Origin of the sequence: Ligilactobacillus sp. WC1T17 (assembly GCA_900110005.1) — a bacterium.
Classification (GTDB): domain Bacteria; phylum Bacillota; class Bacilli; order Lactobacillales; family Lactobacillaceae; genus Ligilactobacillus; species Ligilactobacillus ruminis_A.
Window position 1 is genome coordinate 1 of record FOCC01000017.1, and the last position, 25,908, is coordinate 25,908.

Below are 25,908 nucleotides of genomic sequence, written 5' to 3' on the forward strand. Positions count from 1 at the left end.
ATTATTGTGGGGTGGACATTTGTGGTCGCCTAGTTATTATATGGGGACTTTAGGTGATATGAGTAAAGACGTTGTAGAAAAATATATTGAATCGCAGTATACAGAAGCTATGAGAAGGCAACTTAAAGGCTATTATGGTCAAAATAGATAAGACAGTTTGGCGGGCTTGACCCCTGATTAAAATCAGAGGTCAAGCCCGTTTTATAATCAAATCCACTTGCTTTCTTGCCTATCATTATAAGTTTTTTTCAAAAATTAAGCATCCCTTTGGTCACTTTCAATTTAAACGCTATAATAATCATGTCATTAATAGCTTAATCAGGAGGGCGAATCCTCCGGTGAGGTGCAGTCTGAAAACATGTACCGCAACGGACAAGATCCATTCGCGAACTAACCAAAAAATCCGTTCCCAAGTTCCGGGAACGGATTTTTCTATTCTAAATCTGGATTGGCTGCTTGGCCGTCATGCTTTTTCCACTGGCAGGCAGTCAATTCCAGCTGACTGAACATAGCCTTAAAGGATGAATCCTCCGGACTGCAGGCGTAGATGCCAAAGCGAATCGTCCCGCCGCCTTCCAGCATGTGGCAGATCCGCATCTGCTTGTAAGTCACGCCGTCTTCTGAGCATTCGATGCAGTAGTCGTCCTCCCTGCGGCTGAGCCGGTACCACATTGACTTGACCGTGGCCGGAATTTCCGTCGTGGCCCAGTCCGAATAGCCATGGTTGGTCACCACGCTGCCCAAATGCTGGAAAGTTTCATTCTCATACTCAATTGACCCCTTGAGCCAGTTCTCGCTGTCAAGGTACATGACCACCCCGCACTGGTCAAAGCGGTGGTGGCTGGCAAAGTCGGTTTTGACGATGAACGAAAAAAATTTGTCATCACTCGCCAGCTGCAGGACGGGCGCGTTGTCATTGTGGAAATGGTAGTAGGTCCGCTGCCACAAGTCCGTGTGCGGCTTGGTCACGATCTCAATCTTGTCATCTGAAATAGTAAAGTCCGCTGGTTTTCTGGTCCAGGTCATTTGTTCGACTGGAAATTTCATCTTTTGGCTCTCCCTAATTCATCACGTACTTTTTTCTTGATTATTGTATCGTAGAATGCAGGCGCCTTGGAAAAAACTTTTTCCAACAAGGCATTTTCATCAAAAAATCGCCCCCAAGCCATCACTAGCTGGACAAAAAAAGAATATAATTTTATTAATAACAAGCAAATGAGGAAAAAACTATGACCGTCAAAAAAGCAAAAAATTTCGCCTTCGCGGCACTGGGCCTGGGTCTGGCCCTCACTGCCCATATCGCCAAAATCCATCTCACTTCCAAGGCAATTTACGAGCTTGCGACCGACCAGCAGCAATTCAAGATTGGCCGCCACTCGTTTGTCTATTGCTACCAAAAGCCGGTTCTGGCTGGCAACACGAGCGCGATCAGGAAGATCAACGCTGCCTGGCAAGCAGACTATGAGAACAACCAGCATAATTTCGCCCTCATGAAAGAGGCGCGCTTGCCCTTAAGGATCTCGACACCACCTGTTCCAGCAGCTTCCTGGTGACCATTACTTATAACCGGCACGGGGTCATTTCTTTCCGGCAAGACGCGGAATTCTCCCCTGTCGCAGCGGGCTATTACAAGTACAATGGCGGCGCCTATTCCTTGACGACCGGCAACCGCATCCCCGTTGACCGTACCCTCGCCAAGTGCTGGCCCAACTTTGCGGCAATCAATCGCAAGAAGATTACCGCGGCTGAGGCCCTGGCTGCGGTAGAAATAGCCGCCAAAGTGCTCACTGGACGCTGATTAAGTCAAATAAGCCAAGAAAGCCTGTCACCAATGTGCGTGACAGGCTTTTGGATTGGAAATTTTGGATGCAGGCTGGGCGAAGCGAGGGCTTGCCCGGCGGGGATGCAAGCAATAGTTCAAGAGGACAAATGGCTTTGCGGCGCGGTTTGACTGCCGCAAGCTGCAGTTTGCGGAGACAATGGGAACTAGTGTAAGATGCTTTTTGAAAATCCCCCCAAAGGAAGTGAGACCGCCAGAAGCCAACTTTTTATTGCATCCAATACTTTTCAAGCAAAATAGTCCAACCCGCAACGGATTGGACTATTTTGGGCTGAATTCTATTTTTGTAAGTGCCCAAAATCAAGGACAAACAGCGGATTAAAGAACTGGAAGAGCAGATAAAGAGGCTTACAGTCGAGCTTGCATACATAAAAAAATTGGAGGCCTTAATTCAAGAACAAAAGAGCCAAGAAAAGAAGAATTAGCTCGTGCAATCAATGAATTAAGGCAAGAATTGCGACTTAGCGTTAAGTACATTATCGGCGTTATCAATGCCAACCCTGGATTGCCTCATATCTCAAGAAGTAACTACTACTACCAAACCCATAAGCTTGATAAGGATTCTGGCAACCAGAAACTGATGGATAGAATCAAAGAGATCTTTCTTGAACACAGCCAGCGCTATGGGTACCGGCGAATCTACGGACAGCTTCGCCGGGAAGACTATGAGGTCAACCATAAGAAGGTGCAGAGGCTCATGCAAAAGATGGGCTTATTCGCCATCTCAATCCGCAAGAAACGCAAATACAGCAGCTATTACGGCGTTCAAGGCAAAATCAAACCAGACTTAATCAAGCGCAATTTCTATGCAATTATCCCGACAGACATTGGTTTACTTACCGACGTGACTGAATTCCATCTTAAAGATCAAAAGCTCTACCTTTCTCCAATTATCGATGGTTGTACCCAAGAAATCATCTCCTACAACATTTCTAGGCACCCAGACCTTAAGCAAGTGATGACCATGCTGGATGACGCATTTGAGAAGCACCCGGCTCTTAATGGGCTTATTTTCCACTCAGATCGTGACTGGCAATATCAGCACCAAGCATATCAAGCCGCTCTGGCTAACAGAGGGATCGATCAGAGTATGTCCAGGTTGGGTAATTCTCTTAATGACGGCTTAATGGAAGGCTTCTTCGGCATTCTTAAGCGGGAGATGTTCTACGGCCAAGAACATAAATACAAGGACTTAAATGAGCTTGAGCAAGCTATTCACAAATACATCGATTACTACAACAACGTAAGAATCAAGACAGGACGAAAAAACATGACCCCGATTGAATATCGGAATCATGTTTTAACAACCTTAACGGCGTAATACTAATTTGTCCCAATTTTTGGGGTCACATCAGATTCATTGCTTTTCTCTTTATCTGGTATCTCATTTATCATGTCAAGCAAACTCTTAAATGAATCTACCTGCTCATAAATGACATCTGCCGTAGACATTTTGTTGAACAATTTCTTTGCACACTTGATTTTAGCCTGCTCAATTGGCCTCAAATCCATACTACTCAATGAGCCTTTGGTTTCAGCTATGAAGTAAATGTGCTTTACGCTACCTTTCTTAAAAGCAATTGCCCAGTCAGGAGCATAGTTGCCAACTGGCGTCGGAATCTGAAAGCCACGAGGCAATTTAGCGTAAACAGCCACCTTATCATCTAGGTCCATATCCTCAGCGAATTTTCGTTCAACTGATTTCTCTGCAGTCCCATCCGCAAACACATAATCTTGAACATTTTTCTTTGATCTATATGCCTTAGAAAATTCATGGTTCTTCTCAAGAGTAAAGATACTTGAATCATAACGACCTTCAGTTTCATTGTAGGTGATATCATCCACGATCATAGTTGCTTTCTGCTCATTGATCAGTTTGATTACCTTTGAAATGAATTCTTCAGGGTTATATTGATACATCTTGAATTTAGCTGGCTGTATTGTCTTCAATATTTTTACAACAGTTCTACGTGTCAAGTGCGTCCCAGCACTAACCTTACCAATCAAGTCATACTTAACTTGACTGGTTTCACCACGTGTAAGTGTATAGGTTTGTCGATTTTCGGAGACAAAGCCAGAACCTGCTTTAACACTGTCAACAGACCACTCTTCTCCTTGAGTACCCTTAGTCACCGTGTACTGAAGCGGAGCCACATACAGCTTACTGTTAATATAATTGACTGAATTTTCAATTAATTCCTGGCTATTGAAGTGGACAGTATAACTATACTTGTGGTTGATTTGCTGCCACAGCTTTTGAAATTCATCCTTGTTGAAGTTGTCATTCAAATTATTCTCTGGAATTTTCGTTTTTCTACCATCCAGAACAAAGTCATCCAAAGCATGATCATCAAAAACACTATTAATCAAGGCATGAACTTCTATTGCTATCTTGTCCACACCATGTGTCTTAGGCAACGGCTTGAGAGCATTATTTTCATCGTCAGTCCGATATAACTCAGTTAAGTTACCATCATCATCCACATAGTCGTTTTTGATCAAGTAACGATTAATAATGTCATTTTGTTCTTTAGTTATAGTAACAATTTCATCATTGTGCTTAATGCGTTTATTTGTAAAGAAGTCCAGCGTGATTCTTGTCGGCCGCTCATACAAGTCATCCTTGATCTCCTTCTGCAAGGATGAAACAAAGTCTTTATAACCATCACTAGCAATGACCGTCAATTTGTTGACTTCTTGAACTTCTGAGCCCAAAACGTGTTCATCCATCCGATCGCCGTCTTGGTTGACGCAAATTCTTAGCCCACGACCAACTTCTTGACGCTTGTTAGTCGTACTATCTCCGCCGTGTTTTAACGTACAAATTTGAAAGACGTTTGGATTATCCCAACCTTCTCGTAAGGCCGAGTGAGAGAAGATGAAACGAACTGGATTCTCAAAGGACAGCAGCTTTTCTTTGTCTTTTAAGATCAATTCATAGGCAGATTCATCATCACTGATATCAGACCCACGCTTAATCTTGGAATCGATTTTATGTCCTTTCTTGTCGATACTGAAGTAACCGGTATGAGTCTTCTTTACGTCAATGCTCCTGAGATATTTCTCGTATGGTGTGTCAAAAAGAGTTAGGTACTCGTTTAGTATGGAATTGTATTCCTCTTCAAACATCTCGCCATATTCAGAGTTAACTTCATTGCCATCTTCATCATATTTACGATAGTGTTCAACCTTATCGATAAAGAAGAGTGACAAGGTCTTAATGCCGCGATTATAAAGATCCTTTTCCTTCTCAAAGTGGGAGCGGATAGTTTCTCGGATTTGAATTCGCCGGATATCTTTTTCACTGACATCCCCTTGAGCTTCACCAGTATGGATTTCGATCCCATTTGTAAAGGAAACCAGACCATTGATTGGATCGATATCATTGATGTGGTATCCCTGGTATTGCTCCAAACCTTTAGAAAGAGCATACAGATCGTCATCAACGCTAAGAATCCGGACTTCTCGGTTAATTGATTTGTTGTATTTGATTTCAAATTCAAGCCGAGCTCTTGGCGGATGGTTAGGGGAAATTACGATATTTTCAAGATACAGATATCCGTCTGTGCCTCGTAGGTTCTTAATGTCAAAGCCCTTAACTTCAATCTTTTTGACCAACTTCATTTTGTAGGCATCAAGTGCATCAAGGACATAAACCAAGTCATGATGTTCCTTATGAGTTGCAGAGTAGTTCAAGGTAAACAGAGGATTGAACTCTTTAAGAGATTCCTGTGTTTTCTTACCACCCATCTTTTGAGGTTCATCAAGAATGACGATCGGTCGGTTAGCCTTGATAACATCGATGGGTTTACGACTTTCGAATTCATCTAGCTTCATCCGAATTCTACGGGCATCTTTACCACGAGCATTAAATGCCTGTACATTGATAATCATGACAGACAAATCCGCACTGGAACTAAAATCATCAATGTCTGTTAGATTCTTTGAGTTGTACACGAAAAAACGGGCTTTCTTCCCATAGTAGTTCATGAAGTGAGCTTCCATCATCTGGAAACTCTTCATAACACCCTCACGAATAGCAATGGATGGCACAACAACGATAAATTTATTCCAACCATAACGCTTACTCAGCTCGAACATGGTTTTGATGTAGACATAAGTCTTACCAGTCCCAGTTTCCATTTCAACATCCAAAGAGCAGGCTCCCATATGTTTAGCAAGGGATGCGGATTCTTTAATATTGTTTTCTTTTTGAACATTTCGAATATTTTTGAGAAGTTGCTCTGAAGACAAAGTGACTGGTGCATTAGCGAAGCCGGCAATCAACTCTTCATCTGATAACTTCAAATTCAATAGGTCTTGCTCAACTGCGTCAATATCACGCCGATAAGTCACCTTGTCTTGATACGGTTGTCCTTTAAAAACATCGACAACACTATTGACAGCATCTGTTTGATACTGTTGTATTGTGAATTTGAATTTCATGTCAGCCATCTTATAATACCTTCCTTACAGTCTCTGGACTATATGTTTCAAAGATCTGTTCGAAGTTAGCAGCAACACTATCGTTAGCCATGCTACTGTCCCGGAATACTGCGTAAAAAGGTTTCTTCTTAGCGATTTCGGTTACTGTTTCTTCAGTCACATTCTTATCAAAGCAAGCAAGGAGATAACCGTCTGCAACAGAGAAGACCTTCTTGCCAGCAATCTCCTGTGTTTCGGTATCTGATGAGAGCAAGATACCCAAGTCCAGCATGACTTGAATCAATAAGTCTTCTGGCGTTCGATCTTCCTTGATATTGTCCTCAAGACCATCTAAGCTAAGTTGCCCAATATCTGCAGGAGTATAGTAGACATCCTTCATATTAGATGAGTCCACCTTGAAGCAACGGAAACCGTAATCAATATCGGCCCCTGTCTCTTCTTTGATCTTCTTTCCCGCACGACGAATGCGTTCTTCGCCAATATCGCAGATTGTTTTGTAACCATCCTGATATGCATCCCTTTTAGGATCAGTCAGCTCTGGTATCTGAACTAAGATGTATTGTCTCTTCTCACCATCTTCAGAATTTTGTTGCATAACTGCATGAGCTGTAGTCGCTGATCCAGCAAAGAAATCCATCACGATAGAATTTTCCTCTGAATAAAGCTGGATACAACGCTGAATTAATGGTACGGGTTTAGGATAGTCGAAGTATTTCTTACCACCCATTAATTTTTGAAGATCTTGAGTTGCAGATTGACTATGACCTACCTCTCTATAGTCCCAAACTGTCATAGGGGTTATCCCCGTTTTTCGTAACTCCGATTTAAATCGTTTTATTCTTGGAACTCCATTACCATCACTCCCAAACCAAATACGATTATCTTGGAGTCTCTCACGGAAGGCCTGACGTGAGAGACTCCAGCTGCGTCCCGCTGGAGGCTCTACTACACGCCCGGAGGGCGTGGTAATTGGGTATATATTTTCTTTTATTGCTGGTCCTACTGAAATGTCGCTTGAACTCCACGGCCCCCTGGGGTCATTGTCTGGATTCTGATACCGATTGTCTGATTCATTTGTTCTCGCGATACCATTTGTTTGAATTAGTGAACTATTTTTTCCATAAACAAGAATATAGTCATGACTAACTGAAAAGTTCTTTTTTAAGTTTATCGGTGCATATGCTCTTTCCCAAACAACTTGTGCGAGGAAATTATTGCTACCAAATATTTCATCACATACCTTTTTGAGATTTTCTTGTTCGTTATCGTCAATGCTGATGAAAATCACCCCGTCATCAGCTAAAAAGTCCCTTGCAATCCTTAGTCTCGGATAGATCATATTTAGCCAATCTGTGTGATATCGTCCATTACTTTCACTATTTTGGACAAGTCGATTTCCTTCTTCATCAGTCTGTCCACTGTTATCTGCATATTCGCTAGCATCCTGAGCAAAGTCATCCTCATAGATGAAGTCATTCCCAGTATTGTAAGGAGGATCAATGTAGATCATCTTAACCTTGCCTAGATATGTTTCCTGCAGCAATTTCAGTGCATCTAGATTGTCGCCTTCAATATAGATATTTTCTGAATCAACTCCTCCAGGTGTGCCATCTTTACCAACTGATTTTTCTTTTTCAAAACGGAGCGTTTTTGCAATTGGAGCATTGGCCATCACCATAGACTTGCGTTTATCTGGCCACGTAAATTGATAACGTTCCTGGCCATCATCAATAACCTTAGTATTGATTTCTTGCATCAACACATCCTTATCAATTGCCCGAACAATGTTTCCATCTTCATCGCGCGTTTCAGTTATTGCATCCGGAAACAACGCTGCTAACTTTTTATAATTTTCTTCTGCTATGTCCGGTGTGTGCATCTTAAGCTTGTCCACGTTCTAATACCTCCAACTGCTCCTTTTGTTTTTTCAAATCCTGATAAAGAGCAAATTTCTTCTTTGGCTGGGTCTCTCCCCAGGCTGCTTTCTCTAATTTCTTAATTCGTTGTTGCAATTGCCTTATCTCAGCTAGTCTGCTCAACTGATCATCAAGACTCATCTTTGAACGACTTTGAGCATCTGATTCGATTGCTATCTGTCGAACTAGGCCATTCCAGATATCTTCCAGGTTATCGCCAGAAAGGTGGATCTCGACTTTTTCTTCCACTATCCACTCTGTCAGATAGAGTTTCTGATAATAAACAGCTAATTGCCTCTGATCTTCATAGCTCATCAGAAAGACAAGTTTATGCGGGTTGCCTTTTGCTATTGCTTCAATAATCCTTTGGTCGTAGTCCTGCTTCTTTAGCTCAATAGATAGAAGTAGAATTTCTTTTATTTCTGAATCCTTAACTAAGTTCAAATTTCGTTGGGTCAAGCTATTCTCAGCCACAATACGGCTGATGTCTGACACAAACTTGCTTTTCAGAGCTGTACTCAATGATAAGTGTTTGTAAAATGCTTCCTTAGGGATCCGTCGGTTAGTCTTTGTACTTTCTGGAAAATCAATCATTTACATCACCACCAAGAAGTCAATCAATTCAAAGTCATCCAACCCTGAGAAACCACCAGATTGAAAGGTTGTGGTGCCGGCAGAAAAGAAGCTTTCAATATCTTCCTCATTCTTAGCTTCAATGATTGATTCAATCGCTTCTTCCAACAGCTGGGAAACTTTTTCCATCTGCCGTCCGTCCTTTGTTGCTCGATTGAATTCATTACAGAGCTCTTTGTCTGGCTCCTTTTTGCCTTTAGCCAAGTGACGCATATCATCGAGAATGTCTTTTGGCTGCAGATGATTGATTAGGATCTCTCCATCCATATTTACGTAGACCGTGTAGAACGGATGGAGACGATTTTTGTCTTTGATATCAATTTTTTTATTTACATTCTTTAGTACGAAGATCACCCCAGGTTTATCTCCATGAACAACGGCATGAATGCCAAATGGTAGACGGTCTAGATCCCTATGTTCTTTCATATAGGCAAGTAAATCCATCCTGAAGTCGTTAAGCCCAAGGTCCGTAATCGAAATACCTTCACTCATGTCTTCCAAATCGACTACTTCCTCCTGGAGTCGCTTCAACTGAGCTTTTCGGTAATTCAGATCACCCTTCTATTCTGGATTGATTAGGTCATCATCCCCTGTCGCGGTCATTACGGAAATCTTCATTCTCGTTTCCACACGATCTTTAAGATTGATGTATTCGTCAAGTGTCAGGTCTGGCCAAAAGTTGACCAACTGAATCACCTTGTTCTTGCTGTCAATACGGTCAATCCGGCCGAAACGCTGGATAATTCGCACAGGGTTCCAGTGAATGTCATAATTGATGCAGAAATCACAGTCCTGCAAATTCTGACCTTCTAAAATGCAGTCTGTCGCAATTAAAATTTCAATATCCGTTTCAGTATCATCCGGATAGACAACATCCCTGTCCTTGGAAATTGGTGAAAAGCAGGTCAAAATATGGTTCATCTCTGCTCTAAAATTCGGGATGGTCGTCTTTCCTTCAATGCTCCCGGTGATCAGAGCGGTGTTCAAGCCAATTTCCTTAGCTCGAGGAGCAATATTTTCGTACAGATATTCAGCAGTATTTGCAAAGGCAGTAAAGATCAGAATCTTCTTATTGCCTGGATTAATTGGATTCTTTTCTTTGTCTTTGATTACTTTAAATAATTGATTGAGCTTATAGTCAAACTCTGGTGAAATGTCCTCGGTCATATGGATCAAAGTTTCCAAGATATCAATGTCGCCTCTGATATTTCGTTGCCAAGAAATGTAATCCATGTCCCTTAGATCAATTTGGACTTTCTTGCCTACCATAAAAACATCAGTATTCTGATCATCTTCATCAAAATCAGCTGCTGCTTGCGATAAATCTGTCATTTCATTCAGCTTGCCACTGCCATCTCTTCTAAATCGATCAATTGATTTTAAAGTCTCAACCATATATGCATAGATCTTTTTTACTGTTAGCAAAAATGAGTGAACGGAACTTTCCATTCGCTTCAAAAGATTAATGCTCATCAGACGCTGAATCCCTGATTCACGGCCCATTCTAAATTTCTTGGTTTCATTTTCAGAGACGTATTTCGATAGGCAACTAGGGAGGATGAACATCGTTGGCGTGTAAATCGCTAAATTCAGTTGACTTAGGCATTCATACACGTCTTTGTAATTAATTGCACCAGGCTTATTAGTTAGCTTGGGATACAAGCTGATTGGCTTTAATCGCTTAGGAAATGTGCCAATTTCAGTAGTGTCATAGTAATTTTGAATGTGATGCCGAGGCCGAGCGATCGTGACAGCATCTAAGACTTCAAAGAAGTCAAAATCTAGTTCTCGCAATAAGTTCTTGGTTGTCCGCTCAGCTTCAGGTCGCTTGCACCATGCATTGTAAACGGTCTGTGCTCTACGGAAGATTGTGTCGATATCTGATTCGGTGTTCAGTTTTTCGTTGATCTCAGCCGGCACGCCTTTATAAGCCAAGGCAAGTTGATTGCGGAGATCGTTGAAGCGATTGTTGACTGGCGTTGCCGACAACATCAGAACTTTAGTTTTGACACCAGACTTGATGACTCGATTCATCAGCCTCATATAGCGATTTTCTTTCTCGCCCCCATGAGTGTTGGTACCATTCCCGTTGCGGAAATTGTGGCTTTCATCGATTACAACCAGATCATAGTTTCCCCAATTGATTTGTTCGATTGGCAAACCAGTTGCGGTTTTACCGTGGTCTCTCGAAAGGTCAGTATGATAGAGAACATCATAGCGAAAACGGTCTTTGTAGAGGGGATTGTTGACCAAATTCCCCTTATATGTCAGCCAGTCCTCAGACAGTTTCTTTGGACACAAAACCAATACGCTCTTATTGCGTCCTTCGTAATACTTGATTACTGCCAGTGCAGTGAATGTTTTACCTAAACCAACACTGTCAGCTAAGATACAACCATTGTATTGTTCCAGCTTGTTGATGATCCCCAAGGCTGCATCCTTCTGAAAGTTATAAAGTTTGTTCCAAATCACGCTGTTTCTGAAGCCGGTTGCTTCATTAGGCAAGACATCTTCTGAAACGTCATCCAAGAATTCGCTAAAGACGTTATAGAGAGTCATGAAATAGATTAGTTCTGGGTAATTCTCTTGATATACCGACGAAATTTTATCGATAATTTCATCAGTGACGTCTACAAGCTTTGCCTTGTCTTGCCATATTGCTTCGAAGGTATTTAACAGATTTTTACTATCTGGATTATCAATTCTTGTTGTGAAATTGGTCATTGTGTTGCCGCGTTCACAACCAAGCCCAACCGTCGTGAACTCATTAAACGGCGTATATGTGTAGATATTTTCTGGATTGTCTACTACCCAGAACTGGTTCATACTCTCATCTGTCGTATTAGTCAGAAAACGAGCTTTGCGGCGAATCCAGTCAGCACACTCTTTAGCAATTGCCTTCTGCTTGAGCTTATTTCTCAAGCGTACTTCAAACTCTGTCCCATATAGACTCTTCTCCCGAGTAAGCCGTGGAATGAAAAACTCCCGCCGCTCTTTTGGCATTTTTTCAGCAATAAAAGTTGGTGAGGTAAATATAAAACGAAATTCAGAACACTTTTCTAACTCATCTTTTAGTGCTTGAAAGGCGTAAATTGAGAAGCAAGCCGCTGCCACGGACACTTTGCTATCGGGCGTGATTATCTTCTTTAGATCATCTCTCACCACATCAGTCGTGTTGTTAAAAAATTTTGATCCCAAGATTTACACCCCCATCCGCTCATGACAAAAAGCGGGTGGCAAGCCATCCGCTAGTGAATTCTTATATGTGACTGCACGCAAAAAGGACCCACCTGACCTTAAAAAGGTTGATGAATCCTGTGCAAATTGCTTGACAAATAAGCGATGACTTAAATAATCATCGTTGAGTTGAGTTGAGTTGAGTTGAGTTGAGTTGAGTTGAGTTGAGTTCATTTTTTAACCAATCATATTAATAGAATAAAAATGGAGCCAAATTGGCCCCATTTTTTGGATAATCTATTCATCGTTACGAAGTATTCAGTCTTATGAGGTACTAAAAACAGTATTTTGATACCTTCTATTTTATCAGAAAAACCGCAAAGAATAAAGGCCTACATAGATGACCTCCAAGTGAAATTATTTGACTTGGATTACTAATTACAAAAGTCAGAAGTAGTTGCTTGTAGAAATGTAAATCATGTACAATCATGATAAGCGTTTTCTATAACTTAACTACATTCTGCCATTTTTTGGAAATTATAAAAAACTGTTTCACTTGACATTTATTCACCATCCAAGTAGGGTGCCCCAGTCAGTTTATTATTCAAATATGTTACTGACTAAGCCTTCGGATTCTCCGTAAAGAAAAAAGTTCTTCTCGTAATAAATTCAAGAAGAACTTTTTGATTGTAAGCACTTATCTATGAGCTAAGAATTATTATCATCTTTGATTAATAGACTAGGAGTATCATTATAGTGAGTGCGGGGACATCTTTTAACTCGGATATATAGATCTTTTAATAGATTAATACTTGTCAAGACTGCCTCACCTGTGTTCAATTTCCTAATCTGACCAATTTGGTTTTCAGGCAAGTGGTTTTGTATCGCTTTAAGTTCATCTGGAGAAGTGAGTCTATGAATCAGTAATGTCCCTATTTGTCCTAATAAAATTTTATCAACATCATTTGGGTTTTGAGTTGTTAAGAAAAGGAAGATTCCTTTCTTTCTCCCCTCTCGAGCAATATTATTCAATCCAGAATAAAATGTGAATCCTTCAGTATTGACTCCCTTTGTGTATCTATGGACTTCATCAATAAACATTACAAATGGTTTTATCAATTTAGAATTCAAATTTACTAGATAGTTTGAAATTAGGTCAACAATCATTCCACCAATTCCGTCTGTTGTTCCAATTTTAGAAACATCAATATACAATGACTTATAGGTACTTCCTTCTACAAATGAGTTGATAATATCAATTAAGCTATTGCCAGTCGAAGTAAAAAAATTAACAAGTGAAGTATTATCTAACTTATAATTTACCTTTTGAATAAGATACTGATTTACATTAAAATCGAAGTTGTTTGCTACGAATCTTCCTCTATTGTCCTGTTTAGTTGTTTCTACAGCAATCTGGGCCGATAATAATTTAATGTTAAAATTCCTATCTTTTTCAGAAAGAGTCGATAAGTCTTGTTCTACGTCGAATACTGACTTTCCTACTTTCTTGTATACTTCATCAATGTTATTTTTGTACTGATATCGTAGAGAACGGATCGCCTCAGCTAAAACTGCTGGTTGTGTTCCATCATTTGTCTCAAACAAAATTGACCACTGGTTCATTGATATGTTTGATAGGGGAAGGAAGGCAGTTTCACCAAGTATATATTTCTCTGCTTCGTCATCTTTAAATGAATCAGAATATTCCCCTGTTGGATCTATTATTAGCGTTCTTATGCCATCATTAACCAGTTTATCTAAAATACTCAGAGCTGATGTGGATTTACCACTATTAGTAGTTCCAACAGTCATCAAATGCCTATTAAATAGAGTTTTGGGCTGTAGTTTAATTGGATAGTTTTGTGAGCTAAAAGCTAGATTTGCAAATGTTGATAACTGATTTTCACTATCTGGATCGACTTCTATTGATGTGATAAAGAGTTCTACAACTTTTTCATTAGCAATATATACCTTGTCAGTAATGCCAACAGTGTTTGTTCCGTTTAGTTTAAAGTATTTCTCACCCAATGGTATGTATCCAAGTATGTCGATATTTATTTCTGGAAAAATTTTCTCTTGTAGCCCATTTGTCATCATTTCATGAACACTGCCTGAATTTGGCACTTTAGACTGAAATACTTCTCCAAAGAATAGACCGTTACTTGAATCAATCAAAACGTAATAATTTATCGTATTTGGAGCAAGGATATCCGTTCTCAATTTTCTGTATGAAAATAGTGAAAGATTTTCTATTTGAATTGTTGCATATGAACGATTCACTTGAGATATCATCCCAAGGTAATAGTTACTCTTGTCAGCTACTTCATAAAAACTATCAATTTTCGTCATTTAAATACCTTCCACTCAAGTAGTCAACTAAATCACTATTCATAGTAGCCTTTAAAAATGTGATTGGATACCCTTCATCCATTAAACGTACTAGTTCAGCCCAATTTTGATTGTATTTAGAATCCGACTCTTCAATCTTAATATATTGATTATCATCACCATTCCACTCCCTATTTGGATCAATATTAAAATCTGTTACTAATAATTTCAAACTAGAGTTATTTTTCAATGCCTGAGTAACCATCTTTGAGATATGATCATCTGCAAAGCTAAATCCTGAAGAAATCAGCAAAGTATTGGGACGTTTTATAAGCTCTTGAAATTTTGTAAATAGTTCAAAATAGGGCTCCTGATAACTTTGAGCAAACTTGTCCGAGCTAGGAAAAACCATTACCATTTTATCTGTTTTGGTAATACTGTCTTTATTTTTTCTTACGATATCACCGTTATCTTGTTTTTCCCAAGTAAGTGATCCATGGATTTTAACCAAATTGAATGTCTTTTCTTTATATTCAACTTCTCTGGTATTGACATTCTGGACCTCTTTCACAAGATTCCATTCGAACATATTGCTATCAAATTTTGGTAGCGGAGTAAAGTTGAATCCATCAAAAATAACAAAATTATTTTCTGCACCAGCTTCCTCAATTAATACATCATAATTTGTTGTAACAACGGAAAATTTATTCCCATCTTTTCCAGATAAATTCGACAAAAAATTTAATAAGGCCCCATGCTTCAAAACTTTACTATCGTATGAATAATTTGTATTATCCTTAATCAGTTGTAAAATTTTGTCAACAGTTTCATTAAACTTCACTTTATCATCATTTTCAACATAAGGACGATAATGAAATAATGTTGATAAGAAATCCTCTAGATTAAAATCATCTGCCAATTTAGGTGAGGTTTTTGATTCAGATTCATTTCCAGTTAATATGTTCCCATCCTTGTATCTACATTTTTCTGCTAATTCTTCTAATGTATATGTATTTCCGGTAGGCTTACGAAGCTCTTCAAATATATTATCAGCAATCATACTTACTGTTTTCCCATAATTTGGGTTTCCTCCTACCACTGAGGCTCCAGCACCTGCTAGAAAAACAATATTTGAGTATTTCTCTCCATAAATAATTTTACGAATTTTTTCACTAATCAAACGCTTGAAATCAATTTCTTGAAATTCATTTTGAGAACCTTCTTTTGAGCCTTGCCTTTCAAGCACTCCATTAGAATCAAAGAACTTACTACCAGCTATTTTTTCCATACCATACGAAATAGAATTTGACAAATAGTGTAATTCTATTTGATTACTCTTTAATTCTTTCTCATTATCAAAAAAGAAGAAAGACATACAACCTGCTCCTCCACTTCTAACTTAGGTAGACTATTAACTAAATCGACAGTTTGCACAGATACATTGATGATTCTGAGTAAGAGATTGAAAATATACTTTTCATCAGTGCTATAGTCGTTTGGCTCATCTATAATACCTGATTTCTTATCGGTTTTGATCTGATACTGGTCTAATATTAAGCATTTCTGCACCTCCTGTTTTTGATAAAATTATATCAAAATTTTATCAGAAACAACAGTGGAGAATGAAGTGCTCTACAATTGTTAGATATAAACACATAACGATTGTGGGGGGATTTTTATGACCAAATATTCATCCGAACTAAAAGTACAAGTTGCTTCTGACTATCTTAATGGCAGATGCGCATACAAGTGATTAAGCAAAAAGTATACTATCACTCCATCTTTAATTCATACCTGGATGAATACTGCTGAACTCAATGGCTTGGGGAGCTTAAAAGTTAAGCGAACCTAAATGTTGACTTTAAGCTGGATGTGGTAAGCTACTATCAAAAATTCGATTAAGGACGTAATCTGGTAGCTGCTAAATTCAATATTAGTCCGTCAAAAGTGTATTCATGGACTAAGAAGTTCCAGCAAGGCGGTCCAGAAGCGCTCCTTCCTGTCAAGAAATGTAGAGTCGCTAAAATGCCTAAGAAGAGCAAGACGGCTGAGAAAGCCAAACATAATAAGCAAATAGGAGCTCTAACTGATAAGTAGAAATATGAGGCCAAACTTCTTGAAAAAGATGTCAAAATCAAAGAATTAGAATTGGAGCTTATCATCGCAAAAAAAGTGGCCGCACGGTATCCACGCTATCCAATCGACAAAAGACACAGATAGCTTATGATATCTGGGCAGACCACCCAGAATTTTAGTTAAAACGGCTGTTTTAAGCTCTTAATCTCAATCGTAAGACTTATTACGACAACCTTAAAAGAATCGCTAAGGAGGATAAGTATGTCGAAGTAAAAGAGCTTATCAAATACATTTACTACAACGAAGGCCAAGGCACGTATGGCTAGGCTGCACCGCGCGATAAGGGCGTTAAATTGGTGATGGAAACAGTACGTAAGCTGATGTGAAGACCGATCTGTACCGCAAGAGAACTGCGAAATATATATCCTACAAGGGTACTTTAGGCAAAGTAGCTAATAACCTTCTTCAGCAGCACTTCGATGAAGAAAGGCAATATCACGTTCTCCATACCGACATTACGGAATATGTACTAACTAACTGCAAGAAAGTTTATATCTCTCCTGTAGTGGACGAGGCTTCTTTAGAGATCCTTGCATGTACTGCCAGCTACTCCCCCGACATGGATTTAGTATTGGGTATGCTGGATGAATTGGAAACCAAACTACCGGCTTACTCCCACCCAGTTCTCCACTCTGATCAAGGTTCTCAGTATCAAAGTCCAACCTACCAAGCCCGCTTGGAAGAGATAGAACAGTTCAAAGCATGTCCAGTAAGGGAAACTGCCACGATAACGCACCAGGTGAAACTATATTCAACTTAATGAAACGCGAGAGACTAAATCGAGTTAGACTGCATTCTTTGGAAGAAGTCCAACAAGAACTTAAATATTACATATATTGGTTTAACAACATCAGACGGTCCAATAAACTAAATTACACGACCCCTGTAAAATATAGAGATCGTGTAATGGCAACTATTTAAGATTTTCTAAAATGTCTAACTTTTCTATGGCACTTCAAGAAGCTTAGTGCTTTTGTGGTTGATCAGCCTTACGGTTGCTGAGCTTGCCGGAGCGGTCTTTTGAGCCCCGGCAATTGGGGCGGCTTTCTCTTCGGCTTACCGAAGGCAGGCTGTATTTGTCATGCCCTAAAGTCAGATATTTGACTTGACATAAAACTCGCGAAGCTTGTCAAATGCCTAGCACATCATTATCCTTAGTCTTATACCCAAGAATCAGGTCACATTCCCAGTGCCCAAAGTCCTTACGGGTATCGATTCTAGGACTGCGTTCATCGATGTTTCGGCCTAAAATGCGCTTGTTTTCATGAATACGGCGAGCCTTGGTAGACCGATACCTTCGGCTAAAGCATAGCCAACGCAGGCATCAAGAGACCAGTCCCGATTAATAACAACTTGTGACATCGTTATTATAAAGTAAAAGCAGCATCCCCTGCATGAAATACAGATGAATGCTGCTATTATAACTTAGTTTAACTTTTTAAAAATCGTTCTAAAAATGAATCTAACTGCCGGACCGCAGAAGAAAATTTGCCAACCGATTGCCATTGGGAAGTTGATGACAGCAGTTTGCAGCCAAGTCCTAATAAAGCCAGCGGCTTGGAAGTTCTTGAAAAGAACCGTTGCAATCAAGCTCATGGTTGGACACATAAGGCAAACAGAGATTCAAAAAGAGATGCCTTTTTAGCGTCATAATTGTCGTATACCGCTTCTTCAGCTTCTACCAACAGTTTCCGCTCTAATTTTTCAGCATCCTTCTTAGTTCCTTCAACATACTGTGTAGGCACAGAAATCCGAGCACCGTTTTTATCTCTTGGCTGAACACGAACCTTCCACATGCCTGCATGTCTGCCTTTTTCCATTAAAGTTACTGCCATTGTTTTTTCTCCTTTGTATTTGAAAAAACAAAAGCATGATAGCTACATAAAGTATACCATGCTTCCAATCTTTAAGCTTTATTTCCCCGAGAGGTCAGCCATTGTTTAACTTCTGCTGGCAGATAATATTTCCGGCCTTGCTCTGTGAGTTGGTGGTACGGCAACCGCTTTTAATTAGTTTAAAAAAATAAGTGTAACTGATACCTAATTCATCGGCCATTTGCCGGGCGTTTAGCAATTCTGTCCCAAACATAATCTTCTCCTGCCTTACCTCTTAATGATTTTTGCAATTCTTTTTTCATGTGCAGTAATTGCACGTTCTTTATAAACATTGATATATCAACAATTATTTTTCTTGTTTTAGCAGACCGTCTAGCCGCATCCCACTGAGATTCTGGTTTCCGTTGAAATGAAAGTGGCTATTCTCAGCCGGGGTCATCATTATCTATCCCTTTCAACTATGTGGTATGCTGCTGACCGTAGATGGTGACGATGCCGTTTAAGGGCTTCGTGATGCGATAAATGCGGAACGCCTGGTCGGCGGCGGTATCGTTGGGCTTTGCCTTGATAATGCACTCCTTGGTGATAAGCCCATAGTGCTGACCTCTGACAGGGTATTTGAGTAAGCACTCGAACACACCGTTTCGCTCTTCGGTCACTTCGCAGGAAATGGTGTCCGTCAGCACACCAAGGCCGAATGAGGAAAAGTCTGTTGTGTTAGGTGGATAAAGAACAGGAATCACGAACGCCACCTCCTTCCGGGCATAAAAATACCACCGGCGATTTCTCCACGGTGGTTGGATTAGATGATTCTTTTTAGGAAGGCAAACCTCACTCATTTTCGTTCTGCACAACGACAGATTTATAATAGTTCCCGAAGTCCGCCAGAGCGTACACAATAGGCAACATCTCTTTTCCCAATTCCGTCAGTCCGTATTCAACTTTCGGCGGCTGTTGCTGATAGTCACGGCGGTAGACCAACCCATCGGCCATCATCTGCCGTAGGCTGTCTGTCAGAACCTTCTGAGAAATACCGTCAATACTCCGTTGTAATTCGTTGAATCGCCATGGGCGTACCTTCAAGTTTCTCAAGATCAGCAGTTTCCACTTCCCGCCGATAAGAGATACTGCCGTTGCAACCGGGCAGGCGGGCAGCTCTTCTTTCGTTCGCATAAAATCTCCTCCGTAATCATTTGCAAGTATTATAGCACATTCAAATTCAAATGCACAGTTATAAAAAGGTGCGTACTTTTTTTTGAATGTGCCTCTCGCTATACTATAATCAAGCAATGGAAATTGCAAATCACCATCGGAGGTAATGAATCATGGCAAACTATGCAAAAACAGCAGTCGGTAAGGAAGGCCGTGTCGAACTGCACGAAAAGCTGGGTCTGACCGGTGCAGAGATCAGTGTCAACGAGCTGCCTTCAGGCGCAGGCGTCCCGTTCGTCCACTCCCATAAGGAGAATGAAGAGATTTACGGCATCCTCGCCGGAAAGGGCAAGGCCGTTATTGACGGTGAAACAGTTGAACTCACTGCCGGAGACTGGCTGCGAATCGCTCCCGCAGCAAAGCGTCAGTTCTTTGCGGCTGAGGACTCCGGTATCACCTATCTCTGCATTCAGGTCAAAGAAAATTCTCTGGAGCATTTCACCGCAACGGATGCCGTCATGGGCTAATTTGAGCCATATTTGTGCTAACGCACAGTTCTCAATCACCTGAGAGCTGTGCGTTGCTTCGTTTTGCTGGATTTACAAGCACCGCCATCTTGGAACAACCTCAACCCTCCGTACATTTCCGGCACAGGCGATGGAGTTTTCTCCTGGTTTCAGCACCGGGAAGCCCTCGCCGGTGACCGTGTCGTTTTTGAGAACAGTATCCTTAAAACAATTCATGAGTTCACTGTCGATTTCGATGTATTCGTCAATGGATGAAATCGTCCACAAACTCGTACTATCGGGCGAGGAGATGGTGAGTGTAACCGCACCGCTGCCATATAGCTTGATGTACGGTCGGCTTTCAAATGCAGTTGGATTGGTCACAGACAGTCTTTTGGTGCCGGTTGCTAAAACATCCTGCCCCGCAAAGCTGTATTTGAAGGGCTTGTAGTTGAAGGTCACGGTAAAGCTGCCGACCTTGTTCAGCTGCTCCTCAATGTCCAGATTGCCGGAGATGACGCCGTAGCGGAAATACTCCGCATCGTACTCCGGTGCGGAGAACACGTCCTTCTTCTCGATATGCAGGCCGAAATCAGCGGAACTGCGGCCGTTGTAGGTAAAATAGGTCATGCGAATACCACTCCTTTCCGCTGGGCGAACTGGTTCGCCGTTTCCATGACTTCGGAGGTGAGCTGACGGATATCCTCACTGCTGTAATTGTTGAAGTTCGTAATGTTCAGGGCAATGGTGAAAGCGGATGCCGCCTTTCCGACCACACCGTCCACGGCAGAGCGGATCGAGCCGTTCACGTCAAAGTCGGTGGGCAGAGCCGTCTGCATATCGTGGGCAAGGTCACCCATGACGCCGTTGATGTCCTCGGCCATACCTTCGGCGGCTTTGACCGCTTCATCGCCGTTGTCGTCAACGGAGCCAGCCAGACCCTTGACCAGCATTTCACCGACCCACGCCATCTCTTTCGAGGGCGAATGGATACCGAAGAAATCGCAGATTCCGTCCCAGATGGAGGAGATCCACCCGGACACCTTATCCCACAGCCACGAGGCAAGCTGGGTAATACCGCTCCACAGTCCTAAAATGCTCTGCCGAAATGTTAGAAGGGTAAATTTCTGTCAAACTCCTCAACCCTCTCTAAAATGGAGCTGGGCGTGACTTGTTCTTCATACTTAAAACCATCTTTGACAATTTCAAGGTAGCCAGATGCACTTAATTTTTGAATCAACTCCAGGAAATAAATAGTAACAGGAATGGACTTAATCCGCCTTTCAAGCTGTTCAAATGTGTCAACATGGCGATTTGAAATATACGTTTCATCGTAGAAATCTTCTGGGGAATATGGCGTGGTGATGTAGACTTCTTTCAAATTCAAAGGAATATCATGATATCGACGTGGCCCCATTTTGTCATTCTCAGTAGTATCTAAGAACTTTAAAAGGTCAGAATAAGAAAATTCATTGGGACGTAAGTCATTAATAATAACGGTGTTTTCACCACGGTAAGCTTGAAAATAGTCCCTGGAACTGCCTAAAATAGCTGTGTTATTAGGGTCCGTCAGCATCTTAGCAATAGTAGTTTTGCCAACCCCTGCAGGTCCATAAAGCCAATAGGTAGTCATCTGCTGTCCCTCAAAATCCTTAAGAAACTGTTGGTGCTTTTTTTGCAGCTTTACATGGTCAATGTTGTCAATCAAAGTTTTCTTCTTGGCAAATTCAGTAATTCCAATTTTTTCAATCAATGATTCATGGCCTAAAATATCTGATTGAGCATAAGTATCAATAAGCTGAAGAATGGCCTTAGAACTTAGTGCCTTTTTCTGTTTGACAATATTTTTCTCTATGTCTTTAATTCTTTGCTCAAAGTCAAAAGACGCTACACCGTCTTTAACCGAATACTGGTATTTGTCCCGAGCCTCATCCGTACGGTGGAGCAAATACGAATATGCGTTATTGATTTTTCCTTTCCACACTTCAAAACGTTCAGGTTTATCACCAAACTTTTGGGCAATATTATCAATCACTTGAGGATTCATATATTTTAGTACAATATGAATATCTGGCGTGACACTAGTACCATCATGATGTTTGTCCTTGTCGTGAACTATATAAGCCCATTCGATCGTTTTGAGCTTATTTAAGAAGCCAGGCAGATTATCCAGCGGAATTTTTAAGTGAGGAAGTCAAATGACTTCTTTTTAACAACGACCATTATTTACTTACTTGTAGATACTAACTTCTCATACATGTCAAATAACTTAGCAACTGCATCACTTTCTGTAGTTCCCTTTATCGGTAAGCCATAAGCTGCCATAACCGCCTTATCATTAGCCTGATGTGCTTTTCTTAATTCAACGGGCATAGTTAGTTCATCGTATAAATCCGCAAGTGAACTGCTTGGATATAGTGCACGGGCATCTAAAATTCCTTGAGCTGTCTCGGCAATCTTTTTCTTTTGTTCTTCTGTAGGTGTTGGCCATGGGAAGTTATTATAAACGATTTTAGCCGAATACCGATAATCGCTCTTCAGCCTACCCGCTACTGTGCGCATCCAAGCCATATGAACATTAGACTCTAAAACCCCAAATTCATATAAAGTCGCATTAGGAACAATCAGTAAAGCATCCGATGCAATTACATTCGGTGTAATAAATCCCAACGGAATATATCTTCTATTTTCTGAAGAAACGCGCGGAACTACTAAATAGTTAGTTTTGGGTTGCCGAATTTCTCCAAATAAATATGGGATATTTGCAAGTTCTCTAGTAGATTTTCGATTACTGTTCTCTCGTATTTCCTTAACAGATTTAACTGCATTTAAAATCGAAGGTATATTTCTCCAGATAGTAGGGGAGACTTCATACAGCCATAAACAATACCGTTCTTTTTTATTCAAGAATTCCGAACTTCCAAGTAATTCATGAAATAGAGATTTAGCAGCTGGATATTCTTTGGTAATTTGATCCATTTCTTCTTTACTAAAGCGACTTAAAAAACCACCATCATTTGGCATACTGCCAAACCTCATTTTAGGAACTGAACAAATTGGGCTCATGCGAGAAGAAATAAATTCATTTTTCCCATTTAATAAATAAGCATTTATATTAGATACGGTTTTGGGAATTCCGGACTCGGAGTAAAGAGTTTTTTTACTTCTTTTAATATAGCTAAAGCATATAATCACAACATGGACATGAGCTTTACTCTGAGTCTCACTATCCCACCTAAATGTTCTATAGGCAAAATTAAAATTAAAATCTTGATTTTGAAAAATAGGTTTCCATAGAATGGATGGTTGCTCACCTTGGGTAATTGAATTAGTAGAAACAAACGCAGCTTCAATTTTTGTCCCCAACATATACTGAGTTGCGATCTTATACCACCCACTCACATAGTCTAAATTTCCTATTCCTTTTTGTCCTTTAAAAACGTTTTCTAAGTCCTGTTTTTGCTCTTTTGTCTGTAACCTTGCTCCAATAAATGGAGGATTCCCCATAATATAATTACATTCGTTACTTGGTAGCACATCATTCCAGTCCATCCGTAAAGCATTGCCTTCATGAATATGGGTGTACGTTTTCAGCGGCAAAAAGTCCCAGTTAGCATAAACAATTGACTTAGTCTCTTCCAACATCTGACTTTCCGCAATCCAAAGCGCAGTCTTTGCTACCGAAACCGCAAAGTCATTAATTTCAATACCGTAAAACTGCTGTATTGAAACTTTAACCAACTTTTGGTCGGTATCCAAAAGAACGTTATTATCAGTAATCTGCAGCTTAATCGCTTCATTTTCTAACTTGCGTAAGCTTAGGTATGTTTCCGTCAAAAAGTTCCCAGATCCACAAGCTGGATCTAAAAATTTCAAGCTAGCTAATTTCGCTTGAAACTCTTTTGCCCTTCTTTTTAACGCATTTTCCATTTTCAACTGCTTGATTTGATTCAGCTGCTCTTTTAGATCATCCAGAAAGAGTGGGTCTATTACCTTATGAATGTTTTCGATAGAGGTATAGTGCATACCTCCTTGCCGTCTGGTATCTGGGTTTAACGTGCTTTCAAAGACTGCACCAAAAATAGTTGGAGAGATTTCAGACCAATCAAAATCATCACTTGCATTTCGCAAGATCAAATCTCTAAGTTCATCAGTAAACGGCGGGATTTCTATGTTCTCATCGCTAAACATTCCCCCATTGACATACGGAAACTTTGCCAACTTCGGGTTATCATCTGCTAAATAAGGATCTCTATCCTCTTCTTTGGTGTCCAGTACTTTAAACAAATCAATTAAGGCCCGGCGCATGCTCTTAGCATCAAAATCCTGCAAGTAATCATGGAACATGTTTTTATGTCCAAAAATTCCTGCATCTTCAGCATACAAACAGAAAACCATTCTGACAGATAATTGGTTAATGCTTTCCTGCGTATGCTTTGAGTCCGGGTCTTTATACTGCTTTAGCAACTCAGAATAAATTTTCCCTACCAGTTCACCAGCTGCCAATGAAACACGCTGCTCTTTTTCCAGGTGCTCGTTTCCCTTGTCAATCAAAAACTCTAAGCGGTAGTATTCTTTGTCCAAATCCTCAAGTTTAATAACCTGCGGCTCACTGTTTGGATGCTCCATATCATACACCCGAAATTCCTTGAAGTTTGCCGTAACAATCCAGCGTGGGCGCTGCGAATATGGTAGATTGGCAGAATAACGCTTGGCTTGCTGGTAAGGCGTCAAGAATGACCCATCAGACTGCTTAATACCTTTGTCCAAATCCTTGGTACTTGATTTTTGCTCAATCATGGCCTTCGTTTGGTAAATATAACCATCAATAAAAGACGTGTTGTCCAGCTTTACACGTTTCTCAAAGTGAATGAATTGCTCCGGATTTTCAACCCCGAGAACATGTTCCAGTAGATCCAGCCAAAATGATTGGCTATCCTGTCTTTCGTCACCACGATTGGACCAGTTTTTAATAAATTCTTTTGCTTGCTTTTTCTGTTGTGTAACATCCATAATTTTTCTCCTTTTACTAACTTCCATTTTAACAAGATGCTGCCAGCTTTTTTATAAAAAGGGCCAAAAAATAGCCACAAATATTTGCGGCTACTTTCGCTACCATGCTTTTGTTGTCTGCTGATGCTGACACACACTTTTCTTCATGTGTCAGACCGTGTGTCAAAATTATCTGTAAACAACTCTTCACAAGTCTAAATATCTGTATAGAAAAACTAAAAAAGCCTATCATAACGGGCTTCTTCAACCTCAGATGATAGACTTTTTTACAGCTGTTTAATACGCTTAGTGCCAATGGCCTGATTCTTGGCTTTGCTTTGCCAAAACTTTCATTGGTTCGTTAAAGTCAGCCTGCTTCATCTTGGATACACTCTTGCGGGCCGGCAGAACCATGTTGGCTTTATCGCTACGATACATTGCCTTCTTTGATTGATGTAACGTGAGACCGTTCCAACACTGACACCAGCTCTTTTAGCAACGTCTTTCATTGTTGTCATGTAATCACCTTGGTTATTTTGCGAGTCTTTTATCTAGGTATAACAAAAAAAGCTAAGGAAAACCTTAGCTTTACTTTGCACGGCAACGTCCTACCCTCACAGGGGGCGATCCCCCAACTACTCTCGGCGCTATCAAGCTTAACTTCTGTGTTCGGAATGGGAACAGGTGTATCCTTGATGCCATCATCACCGCACTATTTATTTGAAAGAACCTTGTTCTCTCAAAACTAGATAATATCTTCTCTCAATTAATCTCAAGAACTTCACGTTTTTTACTTGGTTAAGTCCTCGACCGATTAGTAATGGTCCGCTCCATGCGTCGCCGCACTTCCACTTCCATCCTATCTACCTGATCATCTCTCAGGGGTCTTACTTCCATAAAGGAATGGGAAATCTTATCTCGAGGTGAGTTTCGCACTTAGATGCTTT

23 protein-coding genes, 2 rRNA genes and 4 pseudogenes are annotated in these 25,908 nt (G+C 40.5%); 5 read left to right on the forward strand and 24 right to left on the reverse strand.

Going from position 1 to position 25,908, the window contains the following annotated elements; all coding sequences use genetic code 11:
- A partial coding sequence (locus BMX26_RS08685) for a transposase (RefSeq protein WP_180366068.1) occupies positions 1 to 151 on the forward strand: 151 nt, incomplete at its 5' end.
- Positions 152 to 432: 281 nt separating this feature from the next.
- Here BMX26_RS08685 and BMX26_RS08690 read toward each other — a convergent pair.
- The gene (locus BMX26_RS08690; protein ID WP_075531035.1) at positions 433 to 1,047 is read right to left on the reverse strand and encodes a DUF1349 domain-containing protein; all 615 of its coding nucleotides are present in this window, start codon (positions 1,045 to 1,047) and stop codon (positions 433 to 435) included.
- Entirely contained in the window at positions 1,044 to 1,478 is a 435-nt protein-coding gene (locus BMX26_RS08695) for a hypothetical protein (protein WP_075531036.1), read from the reverse strand. Before BMX26_RS08695 ends, BMX26_RS08690 begins: the two co-directional genes overlap by 4 nt.
- A 71-nt stretch (positions 1,479 to 1,549) precedes the next feature.
- On the opposite strand from BMX26_RS08695, the gene BMX26_RS08700 reads away from it, so the two are divergent.
- Positions 1,550 to 1,798, forward strand: coding sequence for a hypothetical protein (locus tag BMX26_RS08700; RefSeq protein ID WP_075531037.1), 249 nt, complete (start codon positions 1,550 to 1,552; stop codon positions 1,796 to 1,798).
- A 331-nt stretch (positions 1,799 to 2,129) separates the two neighbouring features.
- A pseudogene (locus BMX26_RS08705) lies at positions 2,130 to 3,161 on the forward strand (IS3 family transposase); the annotation flags it as partial.
- A gap of 2 nt (positions 3,162 to 3,163) precedes the next feature.
- Here the strand turns inward: BMX26_RS08705 and BMX26_RS08710 are convergent.
- From BMX26_RS08710 to BMX26_RS09920, 8 genes and pseudogenes are all read right to left on the reverse strand, one after another.
- Positions 3,164 to 6,295, reverse strand: a complete 3,132-nt coding sequence (locus BMX26_RS08710; protein ID WP_075531039.1) for a type III restriction-modification system endonuclease — start codon at positions 6,293 to 6,295, stop codon at positions 3,164 to 3,166.
- Between the two features lies 1 nt (position 6,296).
- Positions 6,297 to 8,180 (reverse strand): site-specific DNA-methyltransferase, encoded by a 1,884-nt coding sequence (locus BMX26_RS08715; protein WP_180366069.1) that lies wholly within the window; start codon positions 8,178 to 8,180, stop codon positions 6,297 to 6,299.
- Complete coding sequence (locus tag BMX26_RS08720) at positions 8,167 to 8,796, reverse strand: DUF4391 domain-containing protein (protein ID WP_075531040.1); 630 nt, start codon at positions 8,794 to 8,796, stop codon at positions 8,167 to 8,169. The genes BMX26_RS08715 and BMX26_RS08720 overlap by 14 nt, the downstream gene beginning before the upstream one ends.
- A complete protein-coding gene (locus tag BMX26_RS09805; RefSeq protein WP_225355243.1) occupies positions 8,797 to 9,336 on the reverse strand; it encodes a hypothetical protein in 540 nt (179 codons plus the stop codon). It abuts the gene before it with no gap.
- 60 nt (positions 9,337 to 9,396) lie between these two features.
- On the reverse strand, positions 9,397 to 12,033 hold the full coding sequence (locus BMX26_RS08725; protein ID WP_225355244.1) for a helicase-related protein: 2,637 nt from the start codon (positions 12,031 to 12,033) through the stop codon (positions 9,397 to 9,399).
- Positions 12,034 to 12,720: 687 nt separating this feature from the next.
- Positions 12,721 to 14,361, reverse strand: a complete 1,641-nt coding sequence (locus BMX26_RS08730) for an ATP-binding protein (RefSeq protein ID WP_075531041.1) — start codon at positions 14,359 to 14,361, stop codon at positions 12,721 to 12,723.
- Positions 14,348 to 15,715 (reverse strand): SIR2 family protein, encoded by a 1,368-nt coding sequence (locus BMX26_RS08735; protein WP_075531042.1) that lies wholly within the window; start codon positions 15,713 to 15,715, stop codon positions 14,348 to 14,350. The genes BMX26_RS08730 and BMX26_RS08735 overlap by 14 nt, the downstream gene beginning before the upstream one ends.
- Positions 15,679 to 15,894: pseudogene (locus tag BMX26_RS09920) on the reverse strand (hypothetical protein); the annotation flags it as partial. The gene BMX26_RS08735 and the pseudogene BMX26_RS09920, both read right to left, overlap by 37 nt.
- Positions 15,895 to 16,018: 124 nt before the next feature.
- Between BMX26_RS09920 and BMX26_RS09530 the strand changes: the two are divergent.
- Positions 16,019 to 17,397, forward strand: a pseudogene (locus BMX26_RS09530) (IS3 family transposase).
- 217 nt (positions 17,398 to 17,614) lie between these two features.
- On the opposite strand, the pseudogene BMX26_RS08755 reads toward BMX26_RS09530, so the two are convergent.
- The 6 genes and pseudogenes from BMX26_RS08755 to BMX26_RS08780 form a co-directional block, all read right to left on the reverse strand.
- A pseudogene (locus BMX26_RS08755) lies at positions 17,615 to 17,850 on the reverse strand (IS30 family transposase); the annotation flags it as partial.
- A 51-nt stretch (positions 17,851 to 17,901) separates the two neighbouring features.
- The gene (locus tag BMX26_RS08760; RefSeq protein ID WP_075531043.1) at positions 17,902 to 18,084 is read right to left on the reverse strand and encodes a DUF2798 domain-containing protein; all 183 of its coding nucleotides are present in this window, start codon (positions 18,082 to 18,084) and stop codon (positions 17,902 to 17,904) included.
- Positions 18,069 to 18,311, reverse strand: coding sequence for a hypothetical protein (locus tag BMX26_RS08765; protein ID WP_075531044.1), 243 nt, complete (start codon positions 18,309 to 18,311; stop codon positions 18,069 to 18,071). Before BMX26_RS08765 ends, BMX26_RS08760 begins: the two co-directional genes overlap by 16 nt.
- 94 nt (positions 18,312 to 18,405) lie before the next feature.
- Positions 18,406 to 18,564, reverse strand: a complete 159-nt coding sequence (locus BMX26_RS08770; protein WP_225355245.1) for a hypothetical protein — start codon at positions 18,562 to 18,564, stop codon at positions 18,406 to 18,408.
- 205 nt (positions 18,565 to 18,769) lie between these two features.
- Positions 18,770 to 19,054 (reverse strand): hypothetical protein, encoded by a 285-nt coding sequence (locus BMX26_RS08775; RefSeq protein ID WP_075531045.1) that lies wholly within the window; start codon positions 19,052 to 19,054, stop codon positions 18,770 to 18,772.
- An 88-nt stretch (positions 19,055 to 19,142) separates the two neighbouring features.
- Positions 19,143 to 19,484, reverse strand: a complete 342-nt coding sequence (locus BMX26_RS08780; protein WP_075531046.1) for a winged helix-turn-helix transcriptional regulator — start codon at positions 19,482 to 19,484, stop codon at positions 19,143 to 19,145.
- Between the two features lie 152 nt (positions 19,485 to 19,636).
- Between BMX26_RS08780 and BMX26_RS08785 the strand changes: the two genes are divergently transcribed.
- Positions 19,637 to 19,990, forward strand: a complete 354-nt coding sequence (locus tag BMX26_RS08785) for a cupin domain-containing protein (RefSeq protein WP_075531047.1) — start codon at positions 19,637 to 19,639, stop codon at positions 19,988 to 19,990.
- A gap of 72 nt (positions 19,991 to 20,062) precedes the next feature.
- On the opposite strand, the gene BMX26_RS08790 is transcribed toward BMX26_RS08785, so the two are convergent.
- From BMX26_RS08790 to BMX26_RS08820, 8 genes are all read right to left on the reverse strand, one after another.
- Positions 20,063 to 20,599, reverse strand: a complete 537-nt coding sequence (locus tag BMX26_RS08790; RefSeq protein ID WP_082272530.1) for a phage tail family protein — start codon at positions 20,597 to 20,599, stop codon at positions 20,063 to 20,065.
- Positions 20,596 to 21,012 (reverse strand): hypothetical protein, encoded by a 417-nt coding sequence (locus tag BMX26_RS09635; protein WP_075531048.1) that lies wholly within the window; start codon positions 21,010 to 21,012, stop codon positions 20,596 to 20,598. The genes BMX26_RS08790 and BMX26_RS09635 overlap by 4 nt, the downstream gene beginning before the upstream one ends.
- Positions 21,013 to 21,080: 68 nt before the next feature.
- Positions 21,081 to 22,148 (reverse strand): Rep family protein, encoded by a 1,068-nt coding sequence (locus tag BMX26_RS08800; RefSeq protein WP_082272531.1) that lies wholly within the window; start codon positions 22,146 to 22,148, stop codon positions 21,081 to 21,083.
- 47 nt (positions 22,149 to 22,195) lie between these two features.
- Positions 22,196 to 24,982 carry a DNA methyltransferase gene (locus BMX26_RS08805; protein WP_075531050.1) on the reverse strand — a complete coding sequence of 929 codons (2,787 nt, stop codon included), beginning with the start codon at positions 24,980 to 24,982 and terminating at the stop codon, positions 22,196 to 22,198.
- Between the two features lie 285 nt (positions 24,983 to 25,267).
- Positions 25,268 to 25,399 carry a hypothetical protein gene (locus tag BMX26_RS09925; protein WP_412771415.1) on the reverse strand — a complete coding sequence of 44 codons (132 nt, stop codon included), beginning with the start codon at positions 25,397 to 25,399 and terminating at the stop codon, positions 25,268 to 25,270.
- Complete coding sequence (locus BMX26_RS09810) at positions 25,339 to 25,479, reverse strand: LacI family DNA-binding transcriptional regulator (protein WP_082272532.1); 141 nt, start codon at positions 25,477 to 25,479, stop codon at positions 25,339 to 25,341. Before BMX26_RS09810 ends, BMX26_RS09925 begins: the two co-directional genes overlap by 61 nt.
- A 77-nt stretch (positions 25,480 to 25,556) precedes the next feature.
- Positions 25,557 to 25,673, reverse strand: a 5S ribosomal RNA gene (rrf, locus tag BMX26_RS08815).
- 82 nt (positions 25,674 to 25,755) lie between these two features.
- Positions 25,756 to 25,908, reverse strand: a 23S ribosomal RNA gene (locus tag BMX26_RS08820); the annotation flags it as partial.

Coding starts and splice junctions, on each gene's coding strand:
- BMX26_RS08695 (WP_075531036.1), bottom strand. CDS start 1,478: ATGCTGGTTGTTCTCATAGTCTGCTTGCCAGGCAGCGTTGATCTTCCT.
- BMX26_RS09925 (WP_412771415.1), bottom strand. CDS start 25,399: ATGTATCGTAGCGATAAAGCCAACATGGTTCTGCCGGCCCGCAAGAGT.
- BMX26_RS08720 (WP_075531040.1), bottom strand. CDS start 8,796: ATGATTGATTTTCCAGAAAGTACAAAGACTAACCGACGGATCCCTAAG.
- BMX26_RS08760 (WP_075531043.1), bottom strand. CDS start 18,084: ATGTGTCCAACCATGAGCTTGATTGCAACGGTTCTTTTCAAGAACTTC.
- BMX26_RS09810 (WP_082272532.1), bottom strand. CDS start 25,479: ATGACAACAATGAAAGACGTTGCTAAAAGAGCTGGTGTCAGTGTTGGA.
- BMX26_RS08785 (WP_075531047.1), top strand. CDS start 19,637: ATGGCAAACTATGCAAAAACAGCAGTCGGTAAGGAAGGCCGTGTCGAA.
- BMX26_RS08735 (WP_075531042.1), bottom strand. CDS start 15,715: ATGTCTTTCTTCTTTTTTGATAATGAGAAAGAATTAAAGAGTAATCAA.
- BMX26_RS08765 (WP_075531044.1), bottom strand. CDS start 18,311: ATGGCAGTAACTTTAATGGAAAAAGGCAGACATGCAGGCATGTGGAAG.
- BMX26_RS08805 (WP_075531050.1), bottom strand. CDS start 24,982: ATGGATGTTACACAACAGAAAAAGCAAGCAAAAGAATTTATTAAAAAC.
- BMX26_RS08790 (WP_082272530.1), bottom strand. CDS start 20,599: ATGACCTATTTTACCTACAACGGCCGCAGTTCCGCTGATTTCGGCCTG.
- BMX26_RS08770 (WP_225355245.1), bottom strand. CDS start 18,564: ATGTTTGGGACAGAATTGCTAAACGCCCGGCAAATGGCCGATGAATTA.
- BMX26_RS08710 (WP_075531039.1), bottom strand. CDS start 6,295: ATGGCTGACATGAAATTCAAATTCACAATACAACAGTATCAAACAGAT.
- BMX26_RS08690 (WP_075531035.1), bottom strand. CDS start 1,047: ATGAAATTTCCAGTCGAACAAATGACCTGGACCAGAAAACCAGCGGAC.
- BMX26_RS08780 (WP_075531046.1), bottom strand. CDS start 19,484: ATGCGAACGAAAGAAGAGCTGCCCGCCTGCCCGGTTGCAACGGCAGTA.
- BMX26_RS08730 (WP_075531041.1), bottom strand. CDS start 14,361: ATGACGAAAATTGATAGTTTTTATGAAGTAGCTGACAAGAGTAACTAT.